The organism is Pseudoalteromonas sp. OOF1S-7 (assembly GCF_022347765.1).
Lineage (GTDB): Bacteria > Pseudomonadota > Gammaproteobacteria > Enterobacterales > Alteromonadaceae > Pseudoalteromonas.
Genome location: NZ_JAKRFZ010000001.1, coordinates 224,907 through 249,719, shown reverse-complemented (window position 1 = coordinate 249,719; position 24,813 = coordinate 224,907). Strand labels below are relative to the sequence as shown.

General features: G+C 47.1%; 24 protein-coding genes. 18 read left to right on the top strand and 6 right to left on the bottom strand.

All coding sequences use genetic code 11. The features are described from left to right. Positions 1–10: 10 nt before the first annotated feature. Positions 11–1,300 carry an NCS2 family permease gene (locus MHN33_RS01070; protein WP_239393307.1) on the top strand — a complete coding sequence of 430 codons (1,290 nt, stop codon included), beginning with the start codon at positions 11–13 and terminating at the stop codon, positions 1,298–1,300. 6 nt (positions 1,301–1,306) lie between these two features. On the opposite strand, the gene MHN33_RS01065 is transcribed toward MHN33_RS01070, so the two are convergent. Beyond that, positions 1,307–2,068: a hypothetical protein gene (locus tag MHN33_RS01065; protein WP_239393306.1), complete on the bottom strand. Its 762-nt coding sequence runs from the start codon at positions 2,066–2,068 to the stop codon at positions 1,307–1,309. A gap of 278 nt (positions 2,069–2,346) precedes the next feature. Here MHN33_RS01065 and cysB point away from each other — a divergent pair, with 278 nt between their 5' ends. After that, positions 2,347–3,324 (top strand): HTH-type transcriptional regulator CysB, encoded by a 978-nt coding sequence (gene cysB / locus MHN33_RS01060; protein WP_054016759.1) that lies wholly within the window; start codon positions 2,347–2,349, stop codon positions 3,322–3,324. Between the two features lie 280 nt (positions 3,325–3,604). On the opposite strand, the gene MHN33_RS01055 is transcribed toward cysB, so the two are convergent. From MHN33_RS01055 to pabB, 3 genes are all read right to left on the bottom strand, one after another. Continuing rightward, the gene (locus MHN33_RS01055; RefSeq protein ID WP_239393305.1) at positions 3,605–4,981 is read right to left on the bottom strand and encodes an L-serine ammonia-lyase; all 1,377 of its coding nucleotides are present in this window, start codon (positions 4,979–4,981) and stop codon (positions 3,605–3,607) included. A 195-nt stretch (positions 4,982–5,176) separates the two neighbouring features. Continuing rightward, positions 5,177–5,734 (bottom strand): CoA pyrophosphatase, encoded by a 558-nt coding sequence (locus tag MHN33_RS01050; protein ID WP_239393304.1) that lies wholly within the window; start codon positions 5,732–5,734, stop codon positions 5,177–5,179. Beyond that, positions 5,731–7,074, bottom strand: a complete 1,344-nt coding sequence (gene pabB / locus MHN33_RS01045; RefSeq protein WP_239393303.1) for an aminodeoxychorismate synthase component I — start codon at positions 7,072–7,074, stop codon at positions 5,731–5,733. Before pabB ends, MHN33_RS01050 begins: the two co-directional genes overlap by 4 nt. A 225-nt stretch (positions 7,075–7,299) precedes the next feature. On the opposite strand from pabB, the gene MHN33_RS01040 reads away from it, so the two are divergent. From MHN33_RS01040 to MHN33_RS00995, 10 genes are all read left to right on the top strand, one after another. After that, on the top strand, positions 7,300–8,826 hold the full coding sequence (locus MHN33_RS01040) for a fumarate hydratase (protein ID WP_239393302.1): 1,527 nt from the start codon (positions 7,300–7,302) through the stop codon (positions 8,824–8,826). 420 nt (positions 8,827–9,246) lie between these two features. Further along, a complete protein-coding gene (locus MHN33_RS01035; protein WP_239393301.1) occupies positions 9,247–10,287 on the top strand; it encodes a Glu/Leu/Phe/Val dehydrogenase in 1,041 nt (346 codons plus the stop codon). Between the two features lie 53 nt (positions 10,288–10,340). Beyond that, entirely contained in the window at positions 10,341–11,006 is a 666-nt protein-coding gene (locus MHN33_RS01030; RefSeq protein ID WP_239393300.1) for a CatA-like O-acetyltransferase, read from the top strand. Between the two features lie 377 nt (positions 11,007–11,383). Then, the gene (locus MHN33_RS01025) at positions 11,384–12,154 is read left to right on the top strand and encodes a DUF3450 domain-containing protein (RefSeq protein ID WP_239393299.1); all 771 of its coding nucleotides are present in this window, start codon (positions 11,384–11,386) and stop codon (positions 12,152–12,154) included. A 6-nt stretch (positions 12,155–12,160) separates the two neighbouring features. Continuing rightward, the gene (locus tag MHN33_RS01020; RefSeq protein WP_239393298.1) at positions 12,161–13,525 is read left to right on the top strand and encodes a MotA/TolQ/ExbB proton channel family protein; all 1,365 of its coding nucleotides are present in this window, start codon (positions 12,161–12,163) and stop codon (positions 13,523–13,525) included. After that, the gene (locus MHN33_RS01015; protein WP_125561636.1) at positions 13,525–14,049 is read left to right on the top strand and encodes a MotA/TolQ/ExbB proton channel family protein; all 525 of its coding nucleotides are present in this window, start codon (positions 13,525–13,527) and stop codon (positions 14,047–14,049) included. The genes MHN33_RS01020 and MHN33_RS01015 overlap by 1 nt, the downstream gene beginning before the upstream one ends. A 14-nt stretch (positions 14,050–14,063) precedes the next feature. Continuing rightward, a complete protein-coding gene (locus tag MHN33_RS01010) occupies positions 14,064–14,468 on the top strand; it encodes a biopolymer transporter ExbD (protein ID WP_010381814.1) in 405 nt (134 codons plus the stop codon). Further along, the gene (locus MHN33_RS01005) at positions 14,468–15,082 is read left to right on the top strand and encodes a TonB family protein (RefSeq protein ID WP_239394977.1); all 615 of its coding nucleotides are present in this window, start codon (positions 14,468–14,470) and stop codon (positions 15,080–15,082) included. The genes MHN33_RS01010 and MHN33_RS01005 overlap by 1 nt, the downstream gene beginning before the upstream one ends. Positions 15,083–15,093: 11 nt before the next feature. Next, the gene (locus MHN33_RS01000; protein WP_239393297.1) at positions 15,094–16,356 is read left to right on the top strand and encodes a tetratricopeptide repeat protein; all 1,263 of its coding nucleotides are present in this window, start codon (positions 15,094–15,096) and stop codon (positions 16,354–16,356) included. Positions 16,357–16,557: 201 nt separating this feature from the next. After that, positions 16,558–17,577: a hypothetical protein gene (locus MHN33_RS00995; protein ID WP_239393296.1), complete on the top strand. Its 1,020-nt coding sequence runs from the start codon at positions 16,558–16,560 to the stop codon at positions 17,575–17,577. On the opposite strand, the gene MHN33_RS00990 is transcribed toward MHN33_RS00995, so the two are convergent. After that, positions 17,564–17,917, bottom strand: coding sequence for a TraR/DksA C4-type zinc finger protein (locus tag MHN33_RS00990; protein WP_239393295.1), 354 nt, complete (start codon positions 17,915–17,917; stop codon positions 17,564–17,566). The genes MHN33_RS00995 and MHN33_RS00990 overlap by 14 nt on opposite strands. Before the next feature lie 35 nt (positions 17,918–17,952). Then, positions 17,953–18,945, bottom strand: a complete 993-nt coding sequence (locus MHN33_RS00985) for a tRNA-dihydrouridine synthase (protein WP_239393294.1) — start codon at positions 18,943–18,945, stop codon at positions 17,953–17,955. Positions 18,946–19,110: 165 nt separating this feature from the next. On the opposite strand from MHN33_RS00985, the gene MHN33_RS00980 reads away from it, so the two are divergent. The 6 genes from MHN33_RS00980 (at position 19,111) to dnaX (ending at position 24,747) form a co-directional block, all read left to right on the top strand. Further along, positions 19,111–19,647: a hypothetical protein gene (locus MHN33_RS00980; protein WP_239393293.1), complete on the top strand. Its 537-nt coding sequence runs from the start codon at positions 19,111–19,113 to the stop codon at positions 19,645–19,647. A gap of 25 nt (positions 19,648–19,672) precedes the next feature. After that, complete coding sequence (locus tag MHN33_RS00975; protein WP_239393292.1) at positions 19,673–20,509, top strand: DUF692 domain-containing protein; 837 nt, start codon at positions 19,673–19,675, stop codon at positions 20,507–20,509. Continuing rightward, positions 20,509–21,255 carry a putative DNA-binding domain-containing protein gene (locus MHN33_RS00970; protein WP_239393291.1) on the top strand — a complete coding sequence of 249 codons (747 nt, stop codon included), beginning with the start codon at positions 20,509–20,511 and terminating at the stop codon, positions 21,253–21,255. The genes MHN33_RS00975 and MHN33_RS00970 overlap by 1 nt, the downstream gene beginning before the upstream one ends. 148 nt (positions 21,256–21,403) lie before the next feature. Continuing rightward, the gene (locus MHN33_RS23790) at positions 21,404–21,526 is read left to right on the top strand and encodes a hypothetical protein (protein WP_268795172.1); all 123 of its coding nucleotides are present in this window, start codon (positions 21,404–21,406) and stop codon (positions 21,524–21,526) included. Positions 21,527–21,702: 176 nt separating this feature from the next. Next, positions 21,703–22,248 carry an adenine phosphoribosyltransferase gene (apt, locus tag MHN33_RS00965; protein WP_239393290.1) on the top strand — a complete coding sequence of 182 codons (546 nt, stop codon included), beginning with the start codon at positions 21,703–21,705 and terminating at the stop codon, positions 22,246–22,248. Positions 22,249–22,254: 6 nt separating this feature from the next. Continuing rightward, a complete protein-coding gene (dnaX, locus tag MHN33_RS00960; protein ID WP_239393289.1) occupies positions 22,255–24,747 on the top strand; it encodes a DNA polymerase III subunit gamma/tau in 2,493 nt (830 codons plus the stop codon). Positions 24,748–24,813 lie beyond the last annotated feature (66 nt).

The following is a 24,813-nucleotide window of genomic DNA, read 5'->3' as shown; positions in this document are numbered from 1 at the left end:
ATACAAAGACATGCTGGAAAAATTATTTTCGCTCCGTGCACAGCAGAGCACAGTCAAAACCGAGTTTATTGCCGGTCTGACGACATTTGTCACTATGGTTTACATTGTGTTTGTAAACCCGGCCATGCTGGCTGAAGCGGGCATCGATCATGGTGCCGCGTTTGTCGCGACCTGTTTAGCGGCTGCCATAGGTTGTTTTATTATGGGCCTTTGGGCCAATTATCCTTTGGCTTTGGCCCCTGGTATGGGATTAAATGCCTTTTTTACTTATGGCGTTGTGCTGGGGATGGGACATACCTGGCAAAGCGCGCTGGGCGCGGTTTTCTTATCTGGCTGCTTGTTTTTAGTGCTGAGTATTTTTAAAGTCAGGGAGTGGGTGATCCAGGCAATTCCCCTGGTGCTTAAGCAAGCGATTGCCACAGGGATAGGTGCTTTTCTGGCACTGATCGCGCTGAAGAATGCGCAGATCATCGTCGCCAGCCCCGCGACATTTGTGCAATTAGGTGACATTACCAGCCCAGGTCCTTTACTCGCTATTCTGAGCTTTTTTGTAATTGCCGCATTAATGTATCGGGATATGAAAAGTGGGGTACTGGTCAGTATTTTATTAGTCACTGTTCTCGCCTGGGCTCTTGGCTTAGTTGAATACGCAGGCATTGTGTCGGCACCGCCAAGTATTGCCCCCACTCTTGCCCAGTTGGATATTGCCAGTGCGCTGGAAATTTCGATGCTGAGTGTGGTGTTTGCATTCTTATTTGTTGATTTGTTCGATACCAGCGGTACTTTGGTCGCAGTTACGCAAAAAGCCGGGATTGCAGACGAACAAGGGCGCATGCCACGCCTTGGCAGAGCACTGTCAGCTGATAGTTCAGCGACCATTGCGGGTTCGTTTCTTGGGACGTCTACTACTACTTCCTACATCGAGTCTGTGTCGGGCGTATCCGTGGGTGGCCGTACTGGCTTAACGGCCGTGGTCGTTGGTTTGTGTTTTCTGTTGATGATGTTCTTTGCACCTCTGGCACAGATGGTACCTGCCTATGCTACGGCCGGTGCTATTTTGTATGTTGCTGTACTGATGTTACAAAACCTGAAGTTAGTTAACTGGGATGATATGAGCGATGCAATTCCGGTGAGTGTTGTGCTGTTAATGACACCGTTGACCTTTTCGATTGCCCACGGCATTGCACTTGGCTTTATTTCTTACACGGCAGTTAAACTGGCCTGTAACAAGCGTGAGGAAATCTCCATCAGTGTCTGGATATTAACCGTCCTCTTTATCGTAAAGTTCGCGATCAGCTGAAGCTGATCACCACTTTTTCTTGGGTGCGAAAAGGACGTCGAGATCGTCCTTTTCTTTTTCGGCTTTCTTTTTCACAGCAGAGGCATTGGACGCTTTCAGCTCAGTACTGATCTCACTCAGATATCCTTCGAGCAGGCTCTTCTTTTCGCTAATATATTCATCTGAATAGGTAACCCCACAAATAATCGCGTAGGCTTTTTCGAAGTACTGCCGTGCAGAACCCACCATATTGGCGCTTTTCGCGGACAATCCCCGCTTTATTTGGCTCTCCACATTGATCCTAAGCTGCAGCCGCTCCATTTTTCGGTCTTCCTGGACAAATACTTGTGTGTCTACTTTGCCTTTACTGTGCTCTGAGCGCAGGAGGTGGCGTAACTTTTTAATCCCCTGAACCAGAGCAATAAGTTGCTTGTCGTTATCTGGCAGAGTGACTTTATCAGATTCGTTGGCATTTTGAGGTTCGTTATTTAAACGCTCCTGAGACTCATGCATACGGCTTTTAAGCTCGCGAGAGGTGGGTGATAGCTCAACCATAGACACCAGTGCGTCATGCACACGGCGCTGAATGATCCGGATCATCGCGCCTGACATAGGAATATTGCTGCTGTTGAGGATGACGTCTTCTGCTTCTTCGATGACCCGCTTTTGCTTTGCCAGCTCTTTACGGCGCTCCGCTTCTTGTTTTTCTCTGTGTTGTTGAATAGCACTAACCCACACAGCAATGACAATGAGTGCTACAATCAACAAAATTATTACGGTAACAAACATACCCGGATCTCTTCGTAAATCATACAGCTGACAGTTTTTTTATATTACATCAAATAATTGCGGATTGAACAGTGTTAATAACAAGAGACTTGAAAATCCAGCAAATTCCATCATTTTTTAGTATAGCTTAATGGCTGGAAGCTGGCTCTAATAGGCTGGGGAAAGTATTGTCCTATCGGATAGACTATAATTATGCTAGGCTGGTTCATTATTTGCCTGTATCTATTGATAAATGGCCTAGTCGTACACCAGATAACAATTAAAACAAACGCTTAGTTATGAAATTACAACAACTGAAATATATAGTTGAGGTTCTAAACCACAACCTCAATGTGTCTGCAACCGCTGAAAGCTTGTATACCTCCCAGCCGGGAATTTCCAAGCAAGTGCGTATGCTGGAAGACGAGCTTGGTGTACAGATCTTTGGCCGTAGTGGCAAACATCTCACCCATGTTACCAGCGCCGGTAATGAAATAATCAATATTGCCCGGGAGATTCTGTCAAAGGTCGAGGGCATTAAAGCCGTCGCCAATGAACATACGTTACCCGATCAAGGGAAACTCAATATTGCGACTACACATACGCAGGCACGGTATGCATTGCCGAATGTGATCCAGGGGTTTATGCAAAAGTATCCGGCGGTGTCTTTGCATATGCATCAGGGCACGCCGCAACAAATCTCAGATGCCGCAGCCCGGGGTGATGCAGACTTTGCCATCGCAACAGAAGCGCTACATCTCTACGGCGACCTGATCATGCTGCCTTGCTATCACTGGAATCGCAGTATTGTGGTGACCAAAGATCATCCATTGGCTAAAAAAGGCAGCAATATCACAGTTCAGGATGTCGCAAAGTACCCATTGATCACTTACGTATTTGGCTTCACCGGGCGTTCAGAGCTCGATAAAGCTTTTAATGCACATGGTTTATCGCCGCATATTGTTTTCACTGCGACTGATGCGGACGTGATTAAAACCTATGTTCGATTAGGACTGGGTGTCGGCGTATTGGCAACTATGGCGGTCGATGAAGTGACAGACAAAGATTTGGTATGTATTGATGCCAGCCATCTGTTCGAGGCCAGTACCACTAAGATTGGTTTCAGAAAGGGTAGTTTCTTGCGAGGTTATATGTATGACTTTATAGAACGTTTTGCCCCACATCTGACCAAAGACCTGGTCGAGCGGGCCAGCCTGATGCGCAACCAGGAAGATGTCGATGCGCTATTTGAACACACAGAGCTGCCAGTCAAATAAGAGGTACCAATTTCACTTAATACCTTGTTCAATTTGAAGGAGCAAATATGACGCTAACTGTGTTAATAACTCCTCATTTAGAACCTTTACCTTAGGTATGAGTTCGCAAATTTTTGCCTCGCCTAAATGGATGTAGGTGCCTTAGCGATAGCAGGACGCGGGAGCGGTGTTATCGACGCTATTTTCTCGCCTCAAAATAGAACTCTTAATTAAGCAAATTGATACGAATAAACAATAAAAAAGCCGCAATTGCGGCTTTTTTATTAGCAGACCTTGCAGCTTAACACTCGATAATATTAACCGCCAGGCCACCACGTGCCGTTTCTTTATATTTAGTTTTCATGTCATTACCCGTATCGAGCATGGTTTTGATCACTTTATCTAAAGACACTTTTTGTTCTCCGCTACCACGCATTGCGAGACGCGAAGCGTTGATGGCCTTAACTGCCCCCATGGCATTTCGCTCAATACAAGGTACCTGCACCAATCCGCCAACCGGATCACAAGTCAGACCCAGATTATGCTCCATACCAATTTCGGCGGCATTCTCTACATGGACGACGTTACCACCCATGATCTCTGTCAGCGCGCCTGCCGCCATAGAGCAAGCCACTCCGACTTCTCCCTGACAGCCTACTTCAGCACCAGAGATAGAGGCATTTTTCTTATACAGAATGCCGATCGCTGCGGCAGTCAGCAGGTAACGTGTTGCTATTTCGGCATCGACTTCTTTGATGAAAGTATGGTAGTACATAAGTACTGCAGGCAGGATCCCAGCAGCACCATTGGTTGGGGCAGTAACAACACGCCCGCCTGCTGCATTTTCCTCATTGACGGCCAGTGCGAACAGATCAACCCAGTCCATGGCCCGAAGCGGATCGTTGCTGTTCTCAACATTGAGTTTTAAGTACAAACTGGGTGCACGACGTTTTACTTTTAAGCCACCGGGTAATATGCCTTCAGTGCGCATGCCGCGTTCTGTACAGGCCTTCATCACTTCCCAGATATGGAATAGTTCTGATTTGATTTCCTGCTCACTGCGCAGTGTTTTCTCATTGTGCATCATCAGCGAAGATACGCTCAGGCCTGTCTCCTTGCACATTTCCAGCAACTGCTGAGCATTTTCAAACGGGTAAGGGGCTGGGTTTTGCTCGCGTACGTCGATTGCAGCTTGCTTTTCTGCATCAAACTGCTCATCTGTGACAATAAAGCCACCGCCTATTGAGTAATAGACCTGGCTATGTACCAACTCACTGCCTGTGTATGCCTGTAGCTCCATTGCATTGGAGTGTTTCGGCAGGGTTTTGCGACGATGGAAAACAATGGCGCCTTGCTTAGGAAAAGCAACCTTGTGGGTCTTGTCCAGATAAATGACCTGCTCACGCTCAATGGTATCCAGGATCTGGGGTACCTGGTCCGCATCTACCGATTCGGGATCGTATCCTGCCAGGCCCAGGATCACGGCTTTACCGGAACCATGGCCTATGCCAGTCTGGCCCAGTGAGCCAAATAACTCTACTTTCACTGATGTGATTTGATCAATTATGTTGTTGTCCCGCAGGTCTTTCACAAACAGGCGCGAAGCACGCATAGGTCCGACAGTATGGGAAGATGACGGCCCAATACCAATACTGAACATATCAAATGCACTAATCATAAATTCTACTCAACATTGCCTCTGAACGGGCGCACATCATAACGTTAATTATTGCATAAGTAACCCATTTCACAGCAAAATTGTATACAGTTTTGGTTGAGTTAGAGGATAATGCAACCAATGTGAGGTAAAAAATACTTCAAAGTGTGTAAATTCAATTGTTTAGAGCGTAATTGATGACATTTTTTAAACAGGTCAGGCCACTCGGATGAGGAGCTGTTGGATGATTTTAGCAGTCGCGCCCCAGAGCAGACCATATTCTGTCATCAGGCCATTAAAAGTCACGGCCTTGCCCCGTAACCGGGTTTGAACGGGTTGCCAGGCACGCTGCTGTGCAAGCAGAGACAACGGTAGGGTAAACACATGTTCTACTTCATCACTGTGCGTCTCCCAGCTTGCATTGCGGTCTAAAACGGCCAATACAGGAGTAATACGGAATCCCGTTAGTGTTGTGTGCAGAGGTAATACTCCGACGGGGTTAACTTGCTGTGGATCTAAGGCGATTTCTTCCTGAGTTTCTCGTAACGCTGTGGTGATCACGGAATGGTCTTTCTGTTCAACCTTACCACCCGGAAAACAGAGTTGGCTGGGATGACTGCGCAGCTGGGCACTGCGCTTACAAAATAACACGGATGCTTCGCCATCCACCTCTAGCAGTGGCACTAAAACAGCGCTTTCCTGGCCTTGCCCCAAAACTGGCGAATGGCTCGCGGCGCTTAAACTGTAGCGGCTGATAACGTGTTGTAGGTTCATAGAATGGGCAGTATCTTGTTCACCTTGTGATATGTCTCCTGATACTCTAACTCACAGTCCGAGTCTGCGACAATCCCCCCGCCGGCCCAACAGTAAATTTTTTGCTGGTGGCATACTAATGTGCGAATCGTGATCGACGTGTCCATTGCCCCACAGGCACTGAGGTAGCCAATAGAACCACAGTAGGCGCTGCGCCTGTGTGGCTCCAGCTCTTCGATGATTTCCATTGCACGGATCTTTGGTGCACCGGTAATGGATCCGCCCGGAAACGCTGCTCTGAGCTGATCAACCGCAGTTTTGCCCTCTGCCAGTTGAGCCGTGACTGTACTGACCAGGTGGTGCACAGCAGGAAAGCTCTCGATTTCAAATAGTTTTGGCACCTGGACACTGCCGGGCTTAGCAACTTTACCAAGGTCGTTGCGCAGCAGATCGACAATCATGACGTTTTCTGCGCGATCTTTGGGGCTACGTTGCAAGGTCGCGGCCTGCAGTGCATCTGCTTGTTTATCGCCGTTCACTCTGGGTAAAGTACCTTTAATGGGTTTGGTTTCGATCTGGCCATCGCGCACAGAGATAAAGCGCTCGGGCGAAACCGACACGATGGCATCGGCCCCGAGGTTTATAAACGCTGAGAAAGGTGCCTTATTGTTGGCGCGTAAGGTTTTATAAGCGCACCATGGGGATCCCAGATAACTGGCACTGAATCTTTGAGCCAGGTTAATCTGGTAACAGTCGCCACTTTTCAGATAAGCGTGGATGCTGGCAAATTTAGCGGCATATTCAGCCTGAGTCATATTTGCCTGCCAGTCACTGGTCAGTGTGAAAGTATCATTGTCAGCGTTATTTTGTTTAATGAGTGACAGGTAAGTGCTCAGCCGGTTGTAACCCGGCTGGGTCACAAAGTACCAGCGGTTCTGCTGATTATCTCGGACCAATGCATCCGGGTAAAGGCCTGCTATCATGTCAGGTAGTGTGATATCTTGTGCTGCGATGTGAGGCATGACCTCTAAATATCTGCCAAGATCATAGCCAAAGTAGCCGAGCCACCCGCCACAGAAAGGCACATCTGGGTGTGAACTGGTGTCCAGCTCAGCCAGTTTCTCTTGCATTATGGTGAAGCCATCTTGTCCAATCTGTGTGCCATCCAGATAAAACTGACCGGCTTTGGCTTCGAGTATACACAAGGGGTTAATACTCATGATATCAAACCGGCTATTCTCATGTCTGGCATCGCTGGAGTCGAGTAGTATTGCCAGCGGCTGAGAGGCGAGGGTGTCGAATACTTCAACGGTTGACAAAGAAATGTCTAGTTCAATGGTGTTACTACCTGGATTTGTCATTAACTGAACCCGAATGCTAGCCCGAAACGGGCGAGGAGGGTATCATAATTGTCATTGAATCCATAGCGTGTTTGATTGCATTCTATCTTACAGTTTTAGATAAGCGCAGGACTTTGGTCGCTAATCTCTGATAGCGATACTCTCTTCTCGTAAGATGGTATATAATCGCGCCTCTCAATAAACACCGGTTTGCCTCGTCACAGACCGGAGAATAAAGGAACCGTCATGAGTACTATTCGTCAGCAAGACTTCATTGACAGCATCGAAGATGCATTGCAATACATATCTTACTACCACCCGCTGGATTTCGTTCAGGCTTTAGAAAAAGCGTACGACAAAGAGCAAAGTAAAGCTGCAAAAGATGCTATCGCACAGATCTTAATTAACTCTCGTATGTCGGCAGAGGGCAAACGTCCGTTATGTCAGGATACGGGGATCGTGACCTGTTTTGTAAAGGTTGGTATGGATGTTAAATGGGACAAGACGGACCTGACTGTACAGCAAATGGTGGATGAAGGTACACGTCGTGCTTACCTCAATCCGGATAACCCGTTGCGTGCTTCCATTGTTGCAGACCCAGCCGGTGCGCGTAAAAATACCAAAGATAATACGCCTTCTGTTGTGCATATTGATATGGTGCCGGGCGCTGAGGTCGAGGTCATGATCGCAGCTAAAGGTGGCGGTTCAGAGAACAAAACTAAAATGGTGATGCTGAACCCGTCAGACGATGTTGCAGCCTGGGTAGAGAAAACGTTACCGACTATGGGTGCTGGCTGGTGTCCACCAGGCATGCTGGGAATAGGTATTGGTGGTACGGCTGAAAAAGCTGCAGTACTGGCAAAAGAGTCTCTGATGGATCCGGTTGATATCCATGAGCTGATTGAACGTGGCGCAGAAACGGCGGAAGAAAAGTTACGTCTGGAAATTTTTGAACGTGCAAACAAACTCGGTATTGGGGCGCAGGGTCTGGGCGGCCTGACCACGGTTGTTGACGTTAAAATCAAGTCTGCACCAACGCACGCGGCTTCTAAACCTGTTGTGATGATCCCTAACTGTGCTGCAACGCGTCATGTGCATTTCACGCTTGATGGTTCAGGCCCTGCTGATCTTAAAGCGCCTAAGCTGGAAGACTGGCCCGAAGTGACCTGGGAAGTGGGTGAAGATACGCGTCGCGTCAATCTGGATGAAATCACCAAAGATGACATCCAGGACTGGAAAATGGGCGAAACCGTGCTGTTGTCCGGTAAGATCCTGACGGGCCGTGATGCGGCGCATAAGCGTCTGCAAGACATGATTAATTCGGGCGAAGGGTTACCTGAAGGGGTTGATTTAACCAATAAATTTATTTACTACGTGGGCCCAGTTGATGCGGTTGGTGACGAAGTGGTGGGTCCTGCGGGCCCAACAACGTCTACACGAATGGATAAATTCACCGATCTGATGTTAGAAAAAACAGGTCTGATCGGCATGATAGGTAAAGCGGAGCGTGGTCCGGCGACCGTTGAGTCCATTAAGGAAAACAAAGCCGTTTACCTTATGGCGGTTGGTGGGGCTGCTTATCTGGTGGCCAAAGCGATTAAGAAAGCCCGGGTTGTGGCTTTTGAAGACCTGGGAATGGAAGCAATCTACGAATTTGAAGTAGAGAATATGCCAGTGACCGTTGCCGTAGACAGCGACGGTGTGAATGCCCACACTCAGGGACCGGCTATCTGGAAAGCCAAGATTGAAGAGCTGGATAGCAAGCTTAAGTAAAAGCATTTCTACACCGACATGAAAAAGAGGGCCTGGCCCTCTTTTTTTGATCATGGCGTTTTGTAGTTAGTTAACAACAGCAGGCTATTTGGGTGTGTTCATCCATACCAAAATTACGCTCCCTCTCTCATCTGACCTCATTAAATCGTAAAAATAATCATACATAAACGAGTGTGTTGACGTTTACGTAAAGATTAACCACTTAAAATTGTAAAAATAGTGAAGAATTAAGCTAATATAATCTAATATAGTGCATATAAAAGTTGATATATGGCTGTTTAATGTATCATGAAGGCAGCTTTAACGCTTTTAGAGTCAATATCAACTCATATTGTGGATTGGTTAGAGAGTTAGTGATACAGTTCGATGAATTTCAGCGCTATCTGACTCAAAGTCAGTCTATAACGGAGAACAAACAAAGTGGCTGTATTTAACCAAGTTGAATTTGATAACCACGAGCAAGTAGTTTTTTGTTCTGATGAAGCATCGGGCCTGAAGGCAATCATTGCTGTTCATAACACTAAACTGGGTCCTGCGGTTGGCGGTTGTCGCCTGTGGGACTACGCAGATGATGTCGATGCTGTGTACGATGTATTGCGTTTGTCAAAGGGGATGACTTACAAGAACGCAGTGGCCCGTTTGCCTTTTGGTGGCGGTAAGTCTGTGATCATCGGTGATGCTAAAAAAATCAAATCTGAAGCCTTATTCAGAGCATTTGGGAAGCACCTTGAGCGTCTTGGCGGTAGCTACTATTCAGCAGAAGACGTGAACATCACCACCGGCGATGTGATGACAATGCACAAAGAAACCAATTATGTAATGGGTCTCGAAGGTAAGAGCGGTAACCCGTCGCCTTTCACTGCGCTGGGCACATTCCTGGGCATTAAAGCAGCTTATCAGCACAAACATGGTCATCAGGATTTGTCTGGTGTGAAAGTATCGGTGCAGGGCTTAGGCGCTGTTGCATATACTTTATGTAAGCACCTGCATGAAGCGGGCGCTGAGCTGTTTGTGACGGATATCAATCAGGCATCAATAGACAGAGTGGTAAATGACTTCGGCGCAACCGCCGTGAGCATTGATGAAATCTACGATCTGGATGTGGATGTTTATGCCCCTTGTGCATTGGGTGCAACGGTAAACGATAATACGATCCCTCGTATCAAAGCCAGCATTATCGCGGGCTGTGCGAACAACCAGCTTGCAGAATCAAGACATGGTGAAATCTTGCGTGAAAAAGGCGTGCTTTATGCCCCTGATTACGTTATCAATGCCGGTGGGATCATCAACGTATACTACGAAACTAAGCCGGAAGGCTATAGTGAAGCTGCCGCGACCAAACATGTGGAAGGCATCTACGATACGTTGACTGAGATCTTTGTTCGTTCTGATGCTGAGCAAAAATCAACACACCTGATTGCCGACGAGCTTGCACAGGAGATCATCGCAAACGGTTTGTAATCCTTGCATGATACTATCAATATAGAGGGGTATTTCTCCCTCTATATTGAATTATGAAACAACTCACTTCATCAGATTGGCCCAGGGCCGAGCACTTTGATTTTTATCTTGGCTTCGAGCAGCCTTACTTTAGTATCACCATCCGTCTTAAAACAGGCTCACTTTACACGCTGTGCAAACAGCATCAGCTGTCATTTACCTACAGTTATTTATATTGTCTGAGCAAAGCCTGCCAAAATTATGCGCCCATTCGTTATCGCATAGTCAATGAGCATCCTTGCGTTGTTGATCAAGTCGACATGAGTTGCGTATTTTTGCGCGAAGACAGAAGCTTTCGTTTTGTGCCTTTGGTTGCTTGTGAAGATATCCACGACTACATTAAAAAGAATGATGCACAGAAAAAGGCGTTCCTGGATCAGCCTTTGGTTAGTGAACACTTTTTGGCGACATGTGATAATCCACAGCAACTTTATTTATCCATTTTGCCATGGCTCGACTTTAGTAGCTTTAGTCATGCTCGTAATGCAAAAGATAACCTTGGTATCCCAAAGTGCGTGTTCGGTCGACTTGATACACAAACCGGGGAACTGCCATTTTCAGTCGAGGTGCACCACGGGCTGATGGACGGATTGCATGTTGCAGAGTTTATCCAGGAAATAGAAACACAGTGCAAATTACTGGCTGAACAGTTATTGGGCAGAGCTTTCCATTGTACCTGATTTCACTGTTGCGTAAACCTGGACGCTAAGTGTGCTCAATACGTCTAGTAGCTTGATATTAAAAACGAAATAGAATGTGGAATCATGCAAAATAAAGGTGGCTAATTGGGCCTAAATGGCTGTAATAAAATGTAAATAAAGTTGCTTTGTGTATGAAATATAAGTGCTTAAGGTTTTTATTCTTGGTTTCCTTGTTAATACAATGTTTTTTTTCAATTTATTTCATCGCGACAAGCAAAAATTGTTTTAAACATGAAGTTGACATGGGCTATAGCATTTAGCATTATTGCACGGTTGATACTGCTAAAAGTATCCGGGGTACTCTCTAAGAGAGTGCAAAAATTATAAAAGTAACATTACTTAATTGGTTGGGAACTATGTCTGTTAAAATCAGAAAGAGCCTTGTAGCTTCAGCGCTTTTTGGCGCAGCGGCAATTGCAAGCAGCAATGTGATGGCAGATCCTTTGAATGACATACAAAAAGTAGGTCAGCAAACTCAAACGGCTGCTAAAAAGTCTCAAGACAAGATTGATGGTATCTACGGTCAAACTATCGAAATGGTAGCTGAGTACCGTGGAATTGTTGACGAAACAGAACTTCTGAAAGTTTACAACGACCACGTAGCACGTTTGGTTGCAGACCAAAATGCAAATATCGAATCTCTAGAACGTCAGATCGCGACGGTTGATAAAACTAAGCAAGACGTTGTGCCTTTGATGTATCGCATGATTGATACACTCGAGCAATTCATCAAAGCGGACGTGCCGTTTGATACTGAAAAGCGTCTAGAGCGCATTGAAAGACTACGTGAAACGCTTACTAACGCGAAAGTAACGACGTCTGAAAAATACCGTCAGGTACTTGAAGCATACAGCATTGAAACTAACTACGGTTCAGCAATGGTTGCTTCTCAGGGTTCACTTGAAATCAGCGGTAAAAACATCAATGTTGACTTCGCCCGTTTAGGCCGTATCGCATATGTTGCTCAGTCTTTTGACCAGAAGCAAGCGTGGGTTTGGAACACCAGCAGCAAGCAGTGGGATCAGCTAGGTGAAGAATACCTTAAGCCTATCAAAGACATGATCCGTATCGCACGTGGTCAGGCTGCCCCAGAACTAGTTAAACTACCTATTTTCGGCGCGGAGTAATAAAACATGAAGAAACTATTTAAAGGTTTTGCCGTTGCTGCAGCATTAACAGTTTCTGCTGGTGGCGCGTTGAACGCACACGCTAACACTGAGTCTCTGGATAAAATCCTAGAGCAAGTAAAGCAGAACCGTATCTCTGAAGGTAAAATCAACAAAGCTCGTGAACAAGAGTTCCTGTCAGATCGTGCTGACAAGCAAGCTTTGCTGAACAAAGCTAAGCGCGACCTTGCTGCTGAAAAAGCACGTGGTGAGCGTCTTAACAAGCAATTCAAGCAAAACGAAGTAACACTGGCTGAGAAAGAAACTGAACTACTTAACGCACAGGGTACCCTGGGCGAGATGTTCGGTGTGGTACGTCGTAACGCTGCTGAAGCAATCGGTGCAATCGAAGCGTCTATCATCAGTGCTGAAAAGCCTGGACGCTCAGAAGTACTTCGTTCACTGGCCGCTGCTAAAGAACTACCAACTACGCGTGAGCTGGAAGAGCTTTGGATTGCGTTCCAGACTGAAATGACTGAGTCTGCGAAGATCTCTACTTTCGAATCTGAAGTAGCAGAGCTAAGCGGCGACATCAATGTTAAACAAGTAACGCGTGTTGGTAACTTCAACCTGGTAACTAAAGACGGTTACGTTGTTTACGATCCAGAAAACAAGCAAATCGTACCACTAGGTAAGCAGCCTTCTTCAGACGTTCTGGCAACTGTTGCTGATCTTCTGAGCACGTCTGCTGATCAGTACACACCTTTCGTTGTTGACCCAACGCGTGGTGCTATCCTGCGTCTGAATACTCAGCGTGCAACGGTTGAAGAACGTTGGCACCAGGGTGACACTGTAGGTTACATCATCACTGCGTTGCTGGCACTAGGTGCGTTGATCGCTGTTGTTCGTTTCCTAGACCTAATGCTGGTTGGTGCGAAGATCAAGTCGCAAATCAAGAACGCTAACAACCCAAGTGACAGCAACCCACTGGGTCGTATCTTGAAAGTGTACCACGATAACAAGAACCAAGACGTTGAAAACCTTGAGCTTAAACTTGACGAAGCAATTCTACGTGAAACGCCTCGCATCGAAGCTGGTATCAACATCATCAAGATCCTTGCAGCTATCGCACCGCTACTAGGTCTACTAGGTACGGTTGTTGGTATGATCCTGACGTTCGAATCAATCACACTATTTGGTACTGGTGATCCGAAGATCATGGCAGGTAACATCTCTCTAGCTCTTGTTACTACTGCGCTTGGTCTAATTGCTGCGCTACCGTTAATCCTACTTCACGCTATTGTTGCGGGTCGTAGTAAATCTATCCTACACATTCTTGACGAGCAAAGCGCGGGTATCGTTGCTGCGCACGCGGAGAAGGAGAGAGCATAATGCTAGTCCTGGTGGAGACGTGGGAATCTATCAGGGATTTTGTTGCTACAGGCGGCGATGTATTATACGTGGTCGCGATAGCACTCTTTCTAATGTGGGTATTAATGATTGAGCGCTATTGGTTCCTATTGGCTGAATTTCCTAAAATTAAAAAGGGAATTGTAGCCAGATGGGATGCCCGCCAAGATACTACATCTTGGTACGCACACAGAATCCGCGATGCATGGATTTCTGAAGCGTCTGAAAAATTAGATGAGCGCATGTTGATTATCAAAACATTGGTTGCAATGTGTCCGTTAATCGGTCTACTCGGTACAGTGACAGGTATGATTTCGGTATTCGAAACCATGGCTACACAAGGTACAGGTAACCCTCGATTGATGGCCTCAGGCATCTCAATGGCAACGATACCAACAATGGCTGGAATGGTTGCGGCACTATCAGGTGTATTCTTTAGCACCCGTCTTGAAGCGAGAGCGAAGATGGCTAAAGAGAAACTAATTGATAGCTTGCCACATCACTAGAGAGAGATTTTATTATGGCACGTAAACAACGTTTTCGTGAGGAAGAAGAAGCAGCAGTAGACATGACCCCGATGCTTGACATCGTATTCATCATGTTGATCTTCTTCATCGTTACTACCTCTTTTGTTAAAGAGGCCGGTATTGAAGTTAAAAAGCCAAAAGCTGCGCAGGCACAACAAACCAAGAATGCGAACATCTTCATCGCAATCCGTGAAAACGGTGAGATCTGGATGGATAAGCGTCAGGTTGATGTTGAGCGTGTAAGTGCGAACCTTGAAAATCTATTAGCTGAGCAACAAACCGAGACCGTTATTATCCAGGCGGATAAAGGCGCGAAACACGGTGTGGTTGTTAAGGTAATGGACCAGATTAAGGCAACTGACGACGCCTTGAAGATTTCAATAGCTGGAGCTAAGTGATGATTCGATTTCTGTTTTCACTTCTTGCAGGTGGGGCAGTAACCTTCGGCTTATTCTTCTTTATGTCCTATCTTATCTCAGGAGGAGCGGATAGGGCTGACAATAAGAAGGAAGAGATCATAGTCGAGATTATGTCGAATCCGCCTGAATCAGATGTGCAGGAGAGGAAGCGTGTACCGCCTCCGCCTCCTCCACCGCCAAAGCAGCCGCCTAAACCGCAGCCGCCTCAGCCTGAGAATGCTAACCCGAATGCAGGTGCAATTGGCTTTAACATGCCTAGCATCAACATCGGTGGCACAGCTGGTGGTTTAAGTGGTCCTGGTGATTTCGGTCGTGACGGTGAAGCAACACCTATCGTTCGTATCGAACCTAAGTATCCGCCTCAAGCAGCGCGTGATGGTAAAGAAGGCTGGGTACAGCTGCGCTTCACTATCAATGAGCTGGGCGGTGTAGATGACATTGAGATCATCGATGCTGAACCAAAGCGTATTTTCAATCGTGAAGCAAAACGTGCGCTTCGCAAATGGAAGTACAGACCTAAAATCGTTGATGGTAAGCCGCAAAAGCAACCTGGTATTACTGTACAACTTGACTTTAAACTTAACCAAGACTAGGGGAGTAAGGTATGAAGCAAATGTCTAAAGCAACAGCTCTTGCTCTGATGATGTCTTTGGCAGGCGGTGCTTTAAGCACTGCCGCTTTTGCGGCCCCAGATCCAGCAAAGATTGAAGAACGCAAGAATGCCAAAACGAAGGTTATGGGTGAGCGAGTTGGTAAAAAGGTTATCAAAGCGTTTGACTTGTACAACGAAGACAAAGTTGATGAAGCAATTGCATTATTGCTCGAAATTGACGCGTCTGACGAGTTTGACCGCGCCACAGTAAACCGTTACCTGGGTAACTTGTATGCTCAGAAAGAAGAGTATCAAACAGCAATTAAGTACATCCGTCAGGCAATCGCGCCAGACGTGCTGAACTTCAAAGATCAGGGCGATTTGATCAAGCTGTTGGGTGACCTTCTGATTGGTACAGAGCAGTACGAAGGTGCTAAGAAATCTTACTATGACTGGATGGATTTCACCGGTGAACAAGATGCGAAAGTATATGGTCGTATCGCTCAGGCAAACTATGAACTGAAAAAGTACAGAGATGTCATTGAGCCTGCGGACCAAGCAATTGCACTGAACAAAGAAGAACCTAACAAGTCATTCTACATGCTTAAAATTGGTTCTTACTTTGAGCTGAAGCAGTTCAAAAACGCCGTTAAGGTGGCTGAAGAGCTGGTGAAGCTGTTCCCTGATGATCCTAAGTCATGGACTCAGCTGGGCTCCTTCTACATGCAAACGGAAGACTACAAAAAAGGTCAGACCGTGATGGAAGTGGCTTATCAGAATGGTTATTTCGAAAAAGAGAACCATTATAAAATTCTGAGCAGCTACTACTCATTGAACGAAATTCCATACAAAGCCGCTCAGGTCATGGAAAAATCGGTCAAAGAGGAGAAGGTTAAGCGCACTAAGCAAAACGTTACGGCAATTGCCAGCTACTATCATCAGGCTAAGCACATCAGTGATGCGGCTAAGTACTATGAGGAAGCTGCTAAGTTTGAAGACGATGCTGAGTTATACCGCAAAGCGGGTAGTTTGTTACTTCAGGATCAGCAGTACAGTGCAGCAGTTGTTCGTCTGAACAAAGCGCTGGAACTGGGCTCTGATAAAAAAGGCACAATCTACTCTGACCTGGCAGAAGCTTACCTGTATCAGGAAAAGTATAAGCAAGCATACACGGCGATTGTTAAGGCTCAGGAAGATCCTAGAACACGCAAATTTGCTCGCAGCTGGGCCTCTTTTATTAAAGAGAAAGCACAGCGTAAAGGCATCAGCCTTTAATACAGAAAAAGCCCCGTAAGGGGCTTTTTGCTTTTATGGTGCACGGAAAAAGCCCGGTGCTTGAGTACTTGCAACGCATTCTTTCATTCTAGAACTCTGATTTAAGTTATAAAATATCTCTTCTTTGGTATAACTTAACCTGATTTAGAGCAGTTATGTCTGGTACATGTCTGCACAGTGAAACAAGGTGAATAAACTGACATGAAAACCTCTCGGCGTTATGTGTCCTCAGCACTTCTGTTGCTGACTATGATCAGCGGCTGCACAGAGCCGCAAGTAAAGCTCTCGCACGCAGACTTATCTAAGCAACTTAAACATCTCAATTGGTTTTCATATTCGACAGAGCCACACACTGAGGGCCATTCAGAACTTCCTTTTACAGAGGCTTACTTAAAACAACGACACGATATCTTACAAAGCGCAGATCTGAGTCATTTCGGGGAAGCAGAGGCGCAGGAAGTCCAGTACCTGATTATACAGCAGCGATATCCCGAGCGCTTTTTACCCTGGCCTATACATTTAAATCTTCCAGAGATTGTAAAGGAGTACCAGGTGTCGTCGTCTCAGGTGGATGCCTGGTACGGCTATGTTGAAATACGACTTAACCAGGCCCGGGAAAGTAAAATTATATTAAGTCGGGTTGAAAGGCAGCAGCTGCTTGATTATTTGACGCCTGATATCACCAAACATTCCGAAGCTGCGCAACGTCTGGTGGAGTACCTGGAACGCTACCGGGTCAGATCATCCCTGGGTATGTACCAGCTGCCCAACGGTAAAGAGTGGTATCAAAGTAAACTCAATTTCTACAGTAGTTCAGTGACGGCACCCGAAACTTTGCTCAGTGAGTTACAGGGCGTAACTGGCGAAGCGAGTGAGGGAGTTCAGTGGCTTGACTTCAGTCTGAATGAGCCGCTAGTACATCAGCTTCTTGCTGGATGTGATAAGCGAGCAGGGCTCAACTGGCGAGATGGGTTCGTGTCTTTGCAACAGACTATCAGCCAATGTAACCGGACACTGACTAAAGGCGAAACTCAGTTCGCCGCAGCCATGATGGAAGTGGACCTGGGTGTGCATTATTATGCCTGGTCACAGACACAAGCTCTGTTGGCTCTGCAATCAAGGTTAGCGCTGAATGAAGACCAGGCCCGGGGTGTGCTTAAAAACATCCTTTTCTTTCCTGCGACCAGTTTTGTGTTATTAAGCCAAATTACTTCTGCTTAGCGACACAGTCAAGGCACCTTTGCGCCGCCGGGTCAACGGCGAGCAGGGTGTCTTCAATTTTCTTCTCACAGTCACAGCAGTAACCAAACTGACCGATGTCCATCTGGCAAATAGCGGCTTCGACTTTTACCAGGCGTTCAAAGTTAGGAAACTGACCTGGGCAGATACGATCAGTGGCGATATCAACCCACTCATGTGGCGGTGATGATTGTAAGGTATTGATCAACGCCTCGGTTGCGTGGTTACTGGCTTGCTTCAAATCCGCAAGAAACTCATGTCGGATCTGGTCGAGCTCAGCCTGCAATTTTACCTGGTAGTGATTTCTTAAATTCTCATTCATGGCGCTCTTCTCCTTTTATGAGCATCCATTATCTATTAGGCAGCAGGCTCATTGTTATGATTTGAATCAAGCAGCGGAGACTTTGCGTATTTATCAAGCACAGATACCACATCATCTTTGCTTTTCAGGCGCTTTATTTCATCAAATAATGTGTGTGCCTGTGGGTACTGTAACTTTAAGTAACCAAGCCATTGCTTCGTACGCGACGAAAAGTATTTTTCACCTACCTCGGGGTCCTGATGCATTGAGGAGTGTAATATATGATAAACCACTTCCTGCCACTCAAGCGGTCGGTATTCGCGTCCTTCCACATGGGCTTTTATCTTTGCGGCCAGGTCCGGCGTAGCCAGTGCACCTCGTCCCAGCATTAGGTTGTCGCAGGCGCTACGCTGCTGGCAACGTATTGCATCTTCTACCTGCCAGATTTCGCCATTGGCGACCACAGGAATAGTCAGGCGATCCAAAAGCGGCGGAATTTTTTCCCAATAGGCAGGTGGTTTATAGCCATCGCGTTTGGTGCGGGCGTGGATCACCAGGCTGGATGCACCGGCGCTTTGTACGGCATCGACAATTTCTGTGCTGTTTGCATCGTCATCAAACCCCAGACGAATTTTTGCACTGACTTCATGCTCTGGTGGCACGGCCTCGCGTACAGCCCGAATAATCTGGTAGATTTGCTCGGGCTCTTTGAGCAATACGGCGCCGCCTTTACTTTTGTTAACGGTTTTAGCTGGACAGCCAAAGTTAAGGTCAACACCGTGTGACCCCAATTTAACGGCTTTTCTGGCATTGGCCGCCAGTGCGTGGGGCACCTGGCCGAGCAACTGAATACGCACGGGTGTACCCGCTTGGGTTAATCCTCCGTTTAACAGCTCAGGGCAATAGCGAATAAAAACGCGTCGCGGTAGCGTCAGGTCTACAACTCGGATAAACTCAGTAACGCACATGTCGTACCCACCGAGGTTTGTGAGTAATTCGCGCATTTTAAAGTCGACAACGCCCTCCATTGGGGCCAAAAATAATTTCATTATTACCGCACCAGAAAAAATTCGCGCTATTCTATACGAGAGAAACAGATTTATTAATAGGGAAGTGAAGATAAAAATTTCTCAAAGCTGAAATAAATATCTTCAGTCCGTGGTCTACTATGCAAATCATCCATTTTTTATAGCTACCGATTGAGAGAGAACAACATGAAATCAGTAAAAAAAACCAACACACTAGCAATGACATTAGGCGCGGCAGTTGTAACTGCTGCAACTTTTAGTGCGCCAGAGGCTGCTGCCAACCCATTTAGCTTTGAGCAATTGACAGCAGGGTATCAGTTAGATGCCGGTGAAGGAAAATGTGGTGAAGGTAAATGCGGCGGCGATGCCAAAGGTAAAAAAGAGGGCAAGTGCGGCGAAGGTAAATGCGGCGGCGATGCCAAAGGTAAAAAAGAGGGCAAATGCGGCGAAGGTAAATGTGGCGGCGATGCCAAAGGTAAAAAAGAGGGCAAATGCGGCGAAGGTAAATGTGGCGGCGATGCCAAAGGTAAAAAAGAGGGCAAGTGCGGCGAAGGTAAATGTGGTGGCGATGCCAAAGGTAAAAAAGAAGGCAAATGCGGCGAAGGTAAATGTGGCGGCGATGCCAAAGGTAAAAAAGAAGGCAAGTGCGGCGAAGGTAAATGCGGTGGCAATGCCAAAAAAGAAGGGAAGTATGGCGAAGGTAAATGTGGTTGCCACGCTTAACGTCTAACCTGGCTAAGGAGTGACAATGAATAAACCGTTTGGTATGGTCGGCATGGGCCTGAGGCGCGAGATGTTAGATGATATTTTAGTCTCCCCGCCTCAACAGGTTGACTACTACGAAGTTGCGCCTGAAAACTGGATGACGCTCGGTGGTAAATATGCAGTTCAGTTTTCTGAGTTAACTGCCCGGCATCCCTTTGTTTGCCATGGTTTGTCGTTATCACTCGGATCGCCGGCACCGCTGGACACTCAGTTTGTCAGTGATTTGAAAACTTTTTTTACTACGCATAGCATTCGTTGCTATAGCGAACACTTGAGTTACTGTTCTGGTGATGGTCACATGTACGATCTTATGCCTATTCCTTTCACTGAAGAAGCGGTAAAGCATACAGCAACGCGGATTGCAGAGGTGCAAGACAGACTCGAACGTCGTATAGCCGTGGAGAACGTCTCCTATTACGCAGCACCAGGACAGCAGTTGTCCGAACAGGATTTTACCCTGGCTGTACTTGAAGAGGCCGATTGCGATCTGTTGCTGGATGTGAACAATATCTACGTTAATTCAGTTAACCATGGCTATAATGCCAGTGAATTTTTAGCAGCAATGCCCAGCGAGCGAATCGTTTATGGTCATATTGCCGGACACTATGTTGAAGAACAAGACCTGCTGGTGGATACCCATGGCGACGCGGTGTGTGATCCGGTCTGGCAGCTATTGCAACAAGCCTATCAAATACACGGTGTGTTCCCGACATTACTGGAGCGCGACTTTAATATTCCACCTTTGCCCCAGTTGCTGGAAGAAGTGGACCAGATCCATGCCGTACAAAGCCTGAACAAGTCAAAAAGAGGGATCGCCTGATGTCATTTCAGCAAGTTCAGGCTGAGTTTATGGCCCACATTAAAGATCCCACAGTGCACCCGACACCAGCAGGTATTGAAGACCGGCGTATGCAGGTTTATCGTGAGCTCTTCTTCAATAATATAGAGGGGTTTGTCGCATCCACCTTTCCGGTACTTAAAAGTCTCTACGATGAGCAAACCTGGCTCACTTTAGTGCGTAGTTTCTTTAGTCAGCATGACTGTCAGTCTCCCTATTTTTTAGATATTAGTCGGGAGTTTTTGAGCTTTTTGCAAGACGCGTACACACCCTTGCCCTCGGATCCTCCTTTTATGCTCGAGCTGGCCCACTATGAATGGACAGAATTGGAAGTTGCAATTGCTCAGGAGGCCAAAGAGGAATCACCCATCCCGCTGCCTTTATCTGAGCAATCAGGGCTACACCTGTCACAGGCCGCCCGCAGCGTTAGTTATCAGTATCCAGTACATCAGATAAGTGATGTGCACCAGCCTCAGGCGACCTCGGGTCCACATTGTTTTATCGTATATCGGGATCGCGCCTTTGATGTGCAGTTTATCGAAACGAATCCAATGACGGCACTATTACTGCAAAATATTGTTGTTAATCCCGGAATAACCATAAATTCTCTGGCAACGCAATTGGCTGAACAATTCAGCCAGTTCGATAAACAAACCTTGATAAACGGGGCGGTTCAGACACTCAGCCAGTTTGCTCGTCTGGGTATATTGGTCGATAAAAAAGCATAATACCCCTTTATCAGCCATCTAAGTTCGATTATTATGGGCGCCGTTTTGTCGTGCTTATGCTGAGTGCTGTACAGGCAGTTAAGCTTGGACACTTGTGCCAGGCAACATGCTGCTTGCTCACCCAGCGCTTAAAAATAAAGGTAGTAATATGTCTAAAGGTGATTTCAAAGATCCGTTCAACGCGAAGTATTTCCTGGCTTTTGTCGCTGTATTTGCTGGCATTGGATGTCTGAATGCAATTCTTGGCTGGGCCACTGCACTGAGCGCTTAATCGCTACTTAGAGCCTTCTGTTTTTCAGAGTTAAAAAGCCGCCTACAGATTGGGTGGCTTTTTTTCAATCCGAACTTTATGAATTTATCGTAAAATCCACCTTTCTGGCATTTCATGTCATTGCTTTCTTGTTATAATCGAGCTCTTTGAAATTAAAACTAATTAAGCATCCGATTATGACACAAGCTAATTTGTCACTGATTAAAGACAGCATCGCGACGGTTCCAAACTACCCAAAAGAAGGGATCATGTTCCGCGATGTAACGACCTTGTTGGCCAACCCGGCGGCGTTTAAGGCAACCATGGATTGCCTTATTGAAGCGTACAAAGACCAAGGTTTTACAAAAGTTATAGGGACTGAATCTCGCGGCTTTATTTTTGGCGCACCTTTGGCCTACGAACTGGGCTTGCCTTTTATTCCGGTACGTAAACCAGGCAAGCTTCCGCGCGAAGTGATCAGCCAGTCTTACCAGCTTGAATATGGTGAAGATGTGCTGGAGTTGCACACTGATTCGATTCAAGAGGGTGATAAAGTTCTGTTGGTTGATGACTTGCTGGCAACAGGCGGTACCATTGAAGCAACCGCTAAGTTGGTTGAACGCCTTGGTGGTAAAGCCACTGATGCCGCGTTTGTAATTTCTTTGCCTGAACTGGGTGGAGAAAAGCGCGTCACGGGCATGGGCATTAAAGTACTTAAGCTGGTCGATTTTGACGGCGAGTAACGCACTATGAGTTATCAGGTTCTGGCGCGTAAATGGCGTCCGCAGTCGTTCCACGAAATGATGGGACAGGAGCATGTTAAACAAGCACTCATCAATGCACTGAATGAGCAGCGTCTGCATCATGCTTATCTGTTTACCGGCACTCGGGGAGTGGGCAAAACAACCATTGCCAGGATCTTTGCCAAGAGCCTGAACTGTGAAGTGGGGATCACCTCCACTCCATGTGGTCAATGTAGTGCGTGTGAAGAGATCGAAGCCGGTAAGTTTATTGATCTCATCGAGATAGATGCGGCATCGCGTACGAAAGTGGAAGACACCAGAGAAATTTTGGACAACGTGCAATACGCGCCAACGCGTGGTCGTTATAAAGTGTATCTGATAGACGAAGTACACATGTTGTCAAAGCACAGTTTTAATGCGTTACTGAAAACCCTGGAAGAGCCGCCGGAACACGTTAAGTTCCTTCTGGCAACCACCGATCCGCAAAAGTTACCGATCACCATTTTATCGCGGTGTCTGCAGTTTAACCTTAATGCGATGGCACAGAGCCAGATTGTAATGCAGTTGTCGCAGATCTTGCCTCAGGAGTCCGTCAATTTCGAAGAGACGGCACTGGAAGTCTTGGCAAAGGCAGCAGATGGCAGTATGCGTGATGCGCTGAGTCTGACCGATCAGGCAATCGCGCAGACCAATGGTGAGTTGACCTTACCGGCCGTACAGCAAATGCTCGGCCTGATGGACAGCAGCCATGCCGTATTACTCATGGCTGCCATATTGTCACAAGAGGGCGAAACTCTGTTGGCAGAAGTGGCCGACATAGCGCTGAAAAACGGTAACTTCGCCAGCGTGCTGGATGATCTGATCAGCCTGCTGCATCTTGTACAGCTTACGCAGCTCGTACCTCAGGCTGCCAATTTTGGCCAGTTTGAAGCCGAGCAGGTGAAGACACTTGCCCAACAGCTAACACCGCAAGACACCCAGTTTATGTACCAGTTGCTGCTTGCGGGTAAAAAAGACTTAAGCTGGGCACCTGAACCCAGGCTTGGTTTTGAAATGATCATGCTGAGATTACTGGCGTTTGAACGTGCCGACTTTTCTCAGGCCGCTGGTCCGACGCCTGCGGGAGCTGCAAAGGATCCGGGTAAAGTCGGCAAACTGCGGGATATGTTAAGTGCCAAACAGCGTGGTCCGCAGGCTCAGAACAACACACCTGTTCCTGAACATCAAAATGCAGCGCCACAAAGCCAGGTTGTTACTTCTGAATCTCAGCTCGCACCGGCGCCGCAAAATATTGCAGAGAAAGCTCAGCAGCAAGGCTCAGCGCAAGCGCATCAGCAAACTACGACAGCAGCGATGCAACAACACGATGCGCAGGTCGTCGGTCAGCCTCCGTCTGCCCGTGAACAGCAAAAGTCTGAATCTAAATTAGGCCCAGAGGAATCGTCATCTGCTGCACAATTTACAGACACGGTCCCGGTACACACAGCACCTCCAGCAGCTCCGCCGTCACCGGAAGATGTCTCGATTGAACAACAATATCAGGACATCATGGCTCAGGCCGAATCACAGGGCTATGAGCAACATCAGAGCGCACCAGTGCAGCAGCCAGAGCCCGTTCAACAGCAAAGCAATGCACCGCAGCAGACGCAGGGCTCGCAAGAGTCAGAGCATACTCCTGTTCAGCAGCTGGCACAAAAGCAGCAACAAGCGCAGTCGGCCATTGCTCGTATTTTACAAAATCGGCAAATCTCTGGCGCTGGCAGGTTACTGGGAGGAGAGGGCGAAGCAAAAAAGTCTGAGCCGCAACAGGGAGCCGGTACGGTGCCCGGTGCTGTTGCGTCAGGCAGACGATTACCGTCAGCCCCGCTTACTGATGATAGCCAGTATGCAGAACAGGCCCCCCAGCAGGCGCAGCTGGCTTCTCAGCCTGTGGCACCGCAACGCAAAGCCAAAAAGCCCGAGATGGCGGAGCGCTTTAAAAAAGATGAAAGCAAGCTGGCCCCTGAGCTGCTGGAGCAGTTAGCACCGCAGGCACCGGGAGAGCAGGATATTCAGGAAACAGCTCTGGAAATCCCTGCACCAGAGAACTTTGTCAGCCCAATCAGCGATATTAAATTCGCCCATCAAAAGGATGACTGGGCCCAGATGATTGAACAAATGCAGCTGGGTGGCCGGGTCAGACAGTTTGCGTTGCATGCCATGTTCAACCAGCAGGGCCAGCAATGTATTTTGCAGGTGGAGCAGAGTCAGCAGCATCTGGATTCCAGTATGCTCAGAGAGAAACTTCATGAAAGCCTGGCTGAGCGACTCAATGCGTCGGTAGAGCTAAATATTGAATTTGTTGACGTGGTGAACAACACGCCATTTCTTATCCAGCAGGATATCGATCAGCAGAGATACCTGCAGGCGGTCGATGCGGTTAATAACGATCCCGTGATCCAGGCCTTTGCCCGCGAGTTTGAGGCCTCGGTAGACGAAAAATCGGTAAGGGCATTGTAATTGCGCAAGTAAGCCCTTATCTTGTGTCCCATAGAGTTTTAATTTTTGAAGTGTAAGAGAGCAGAC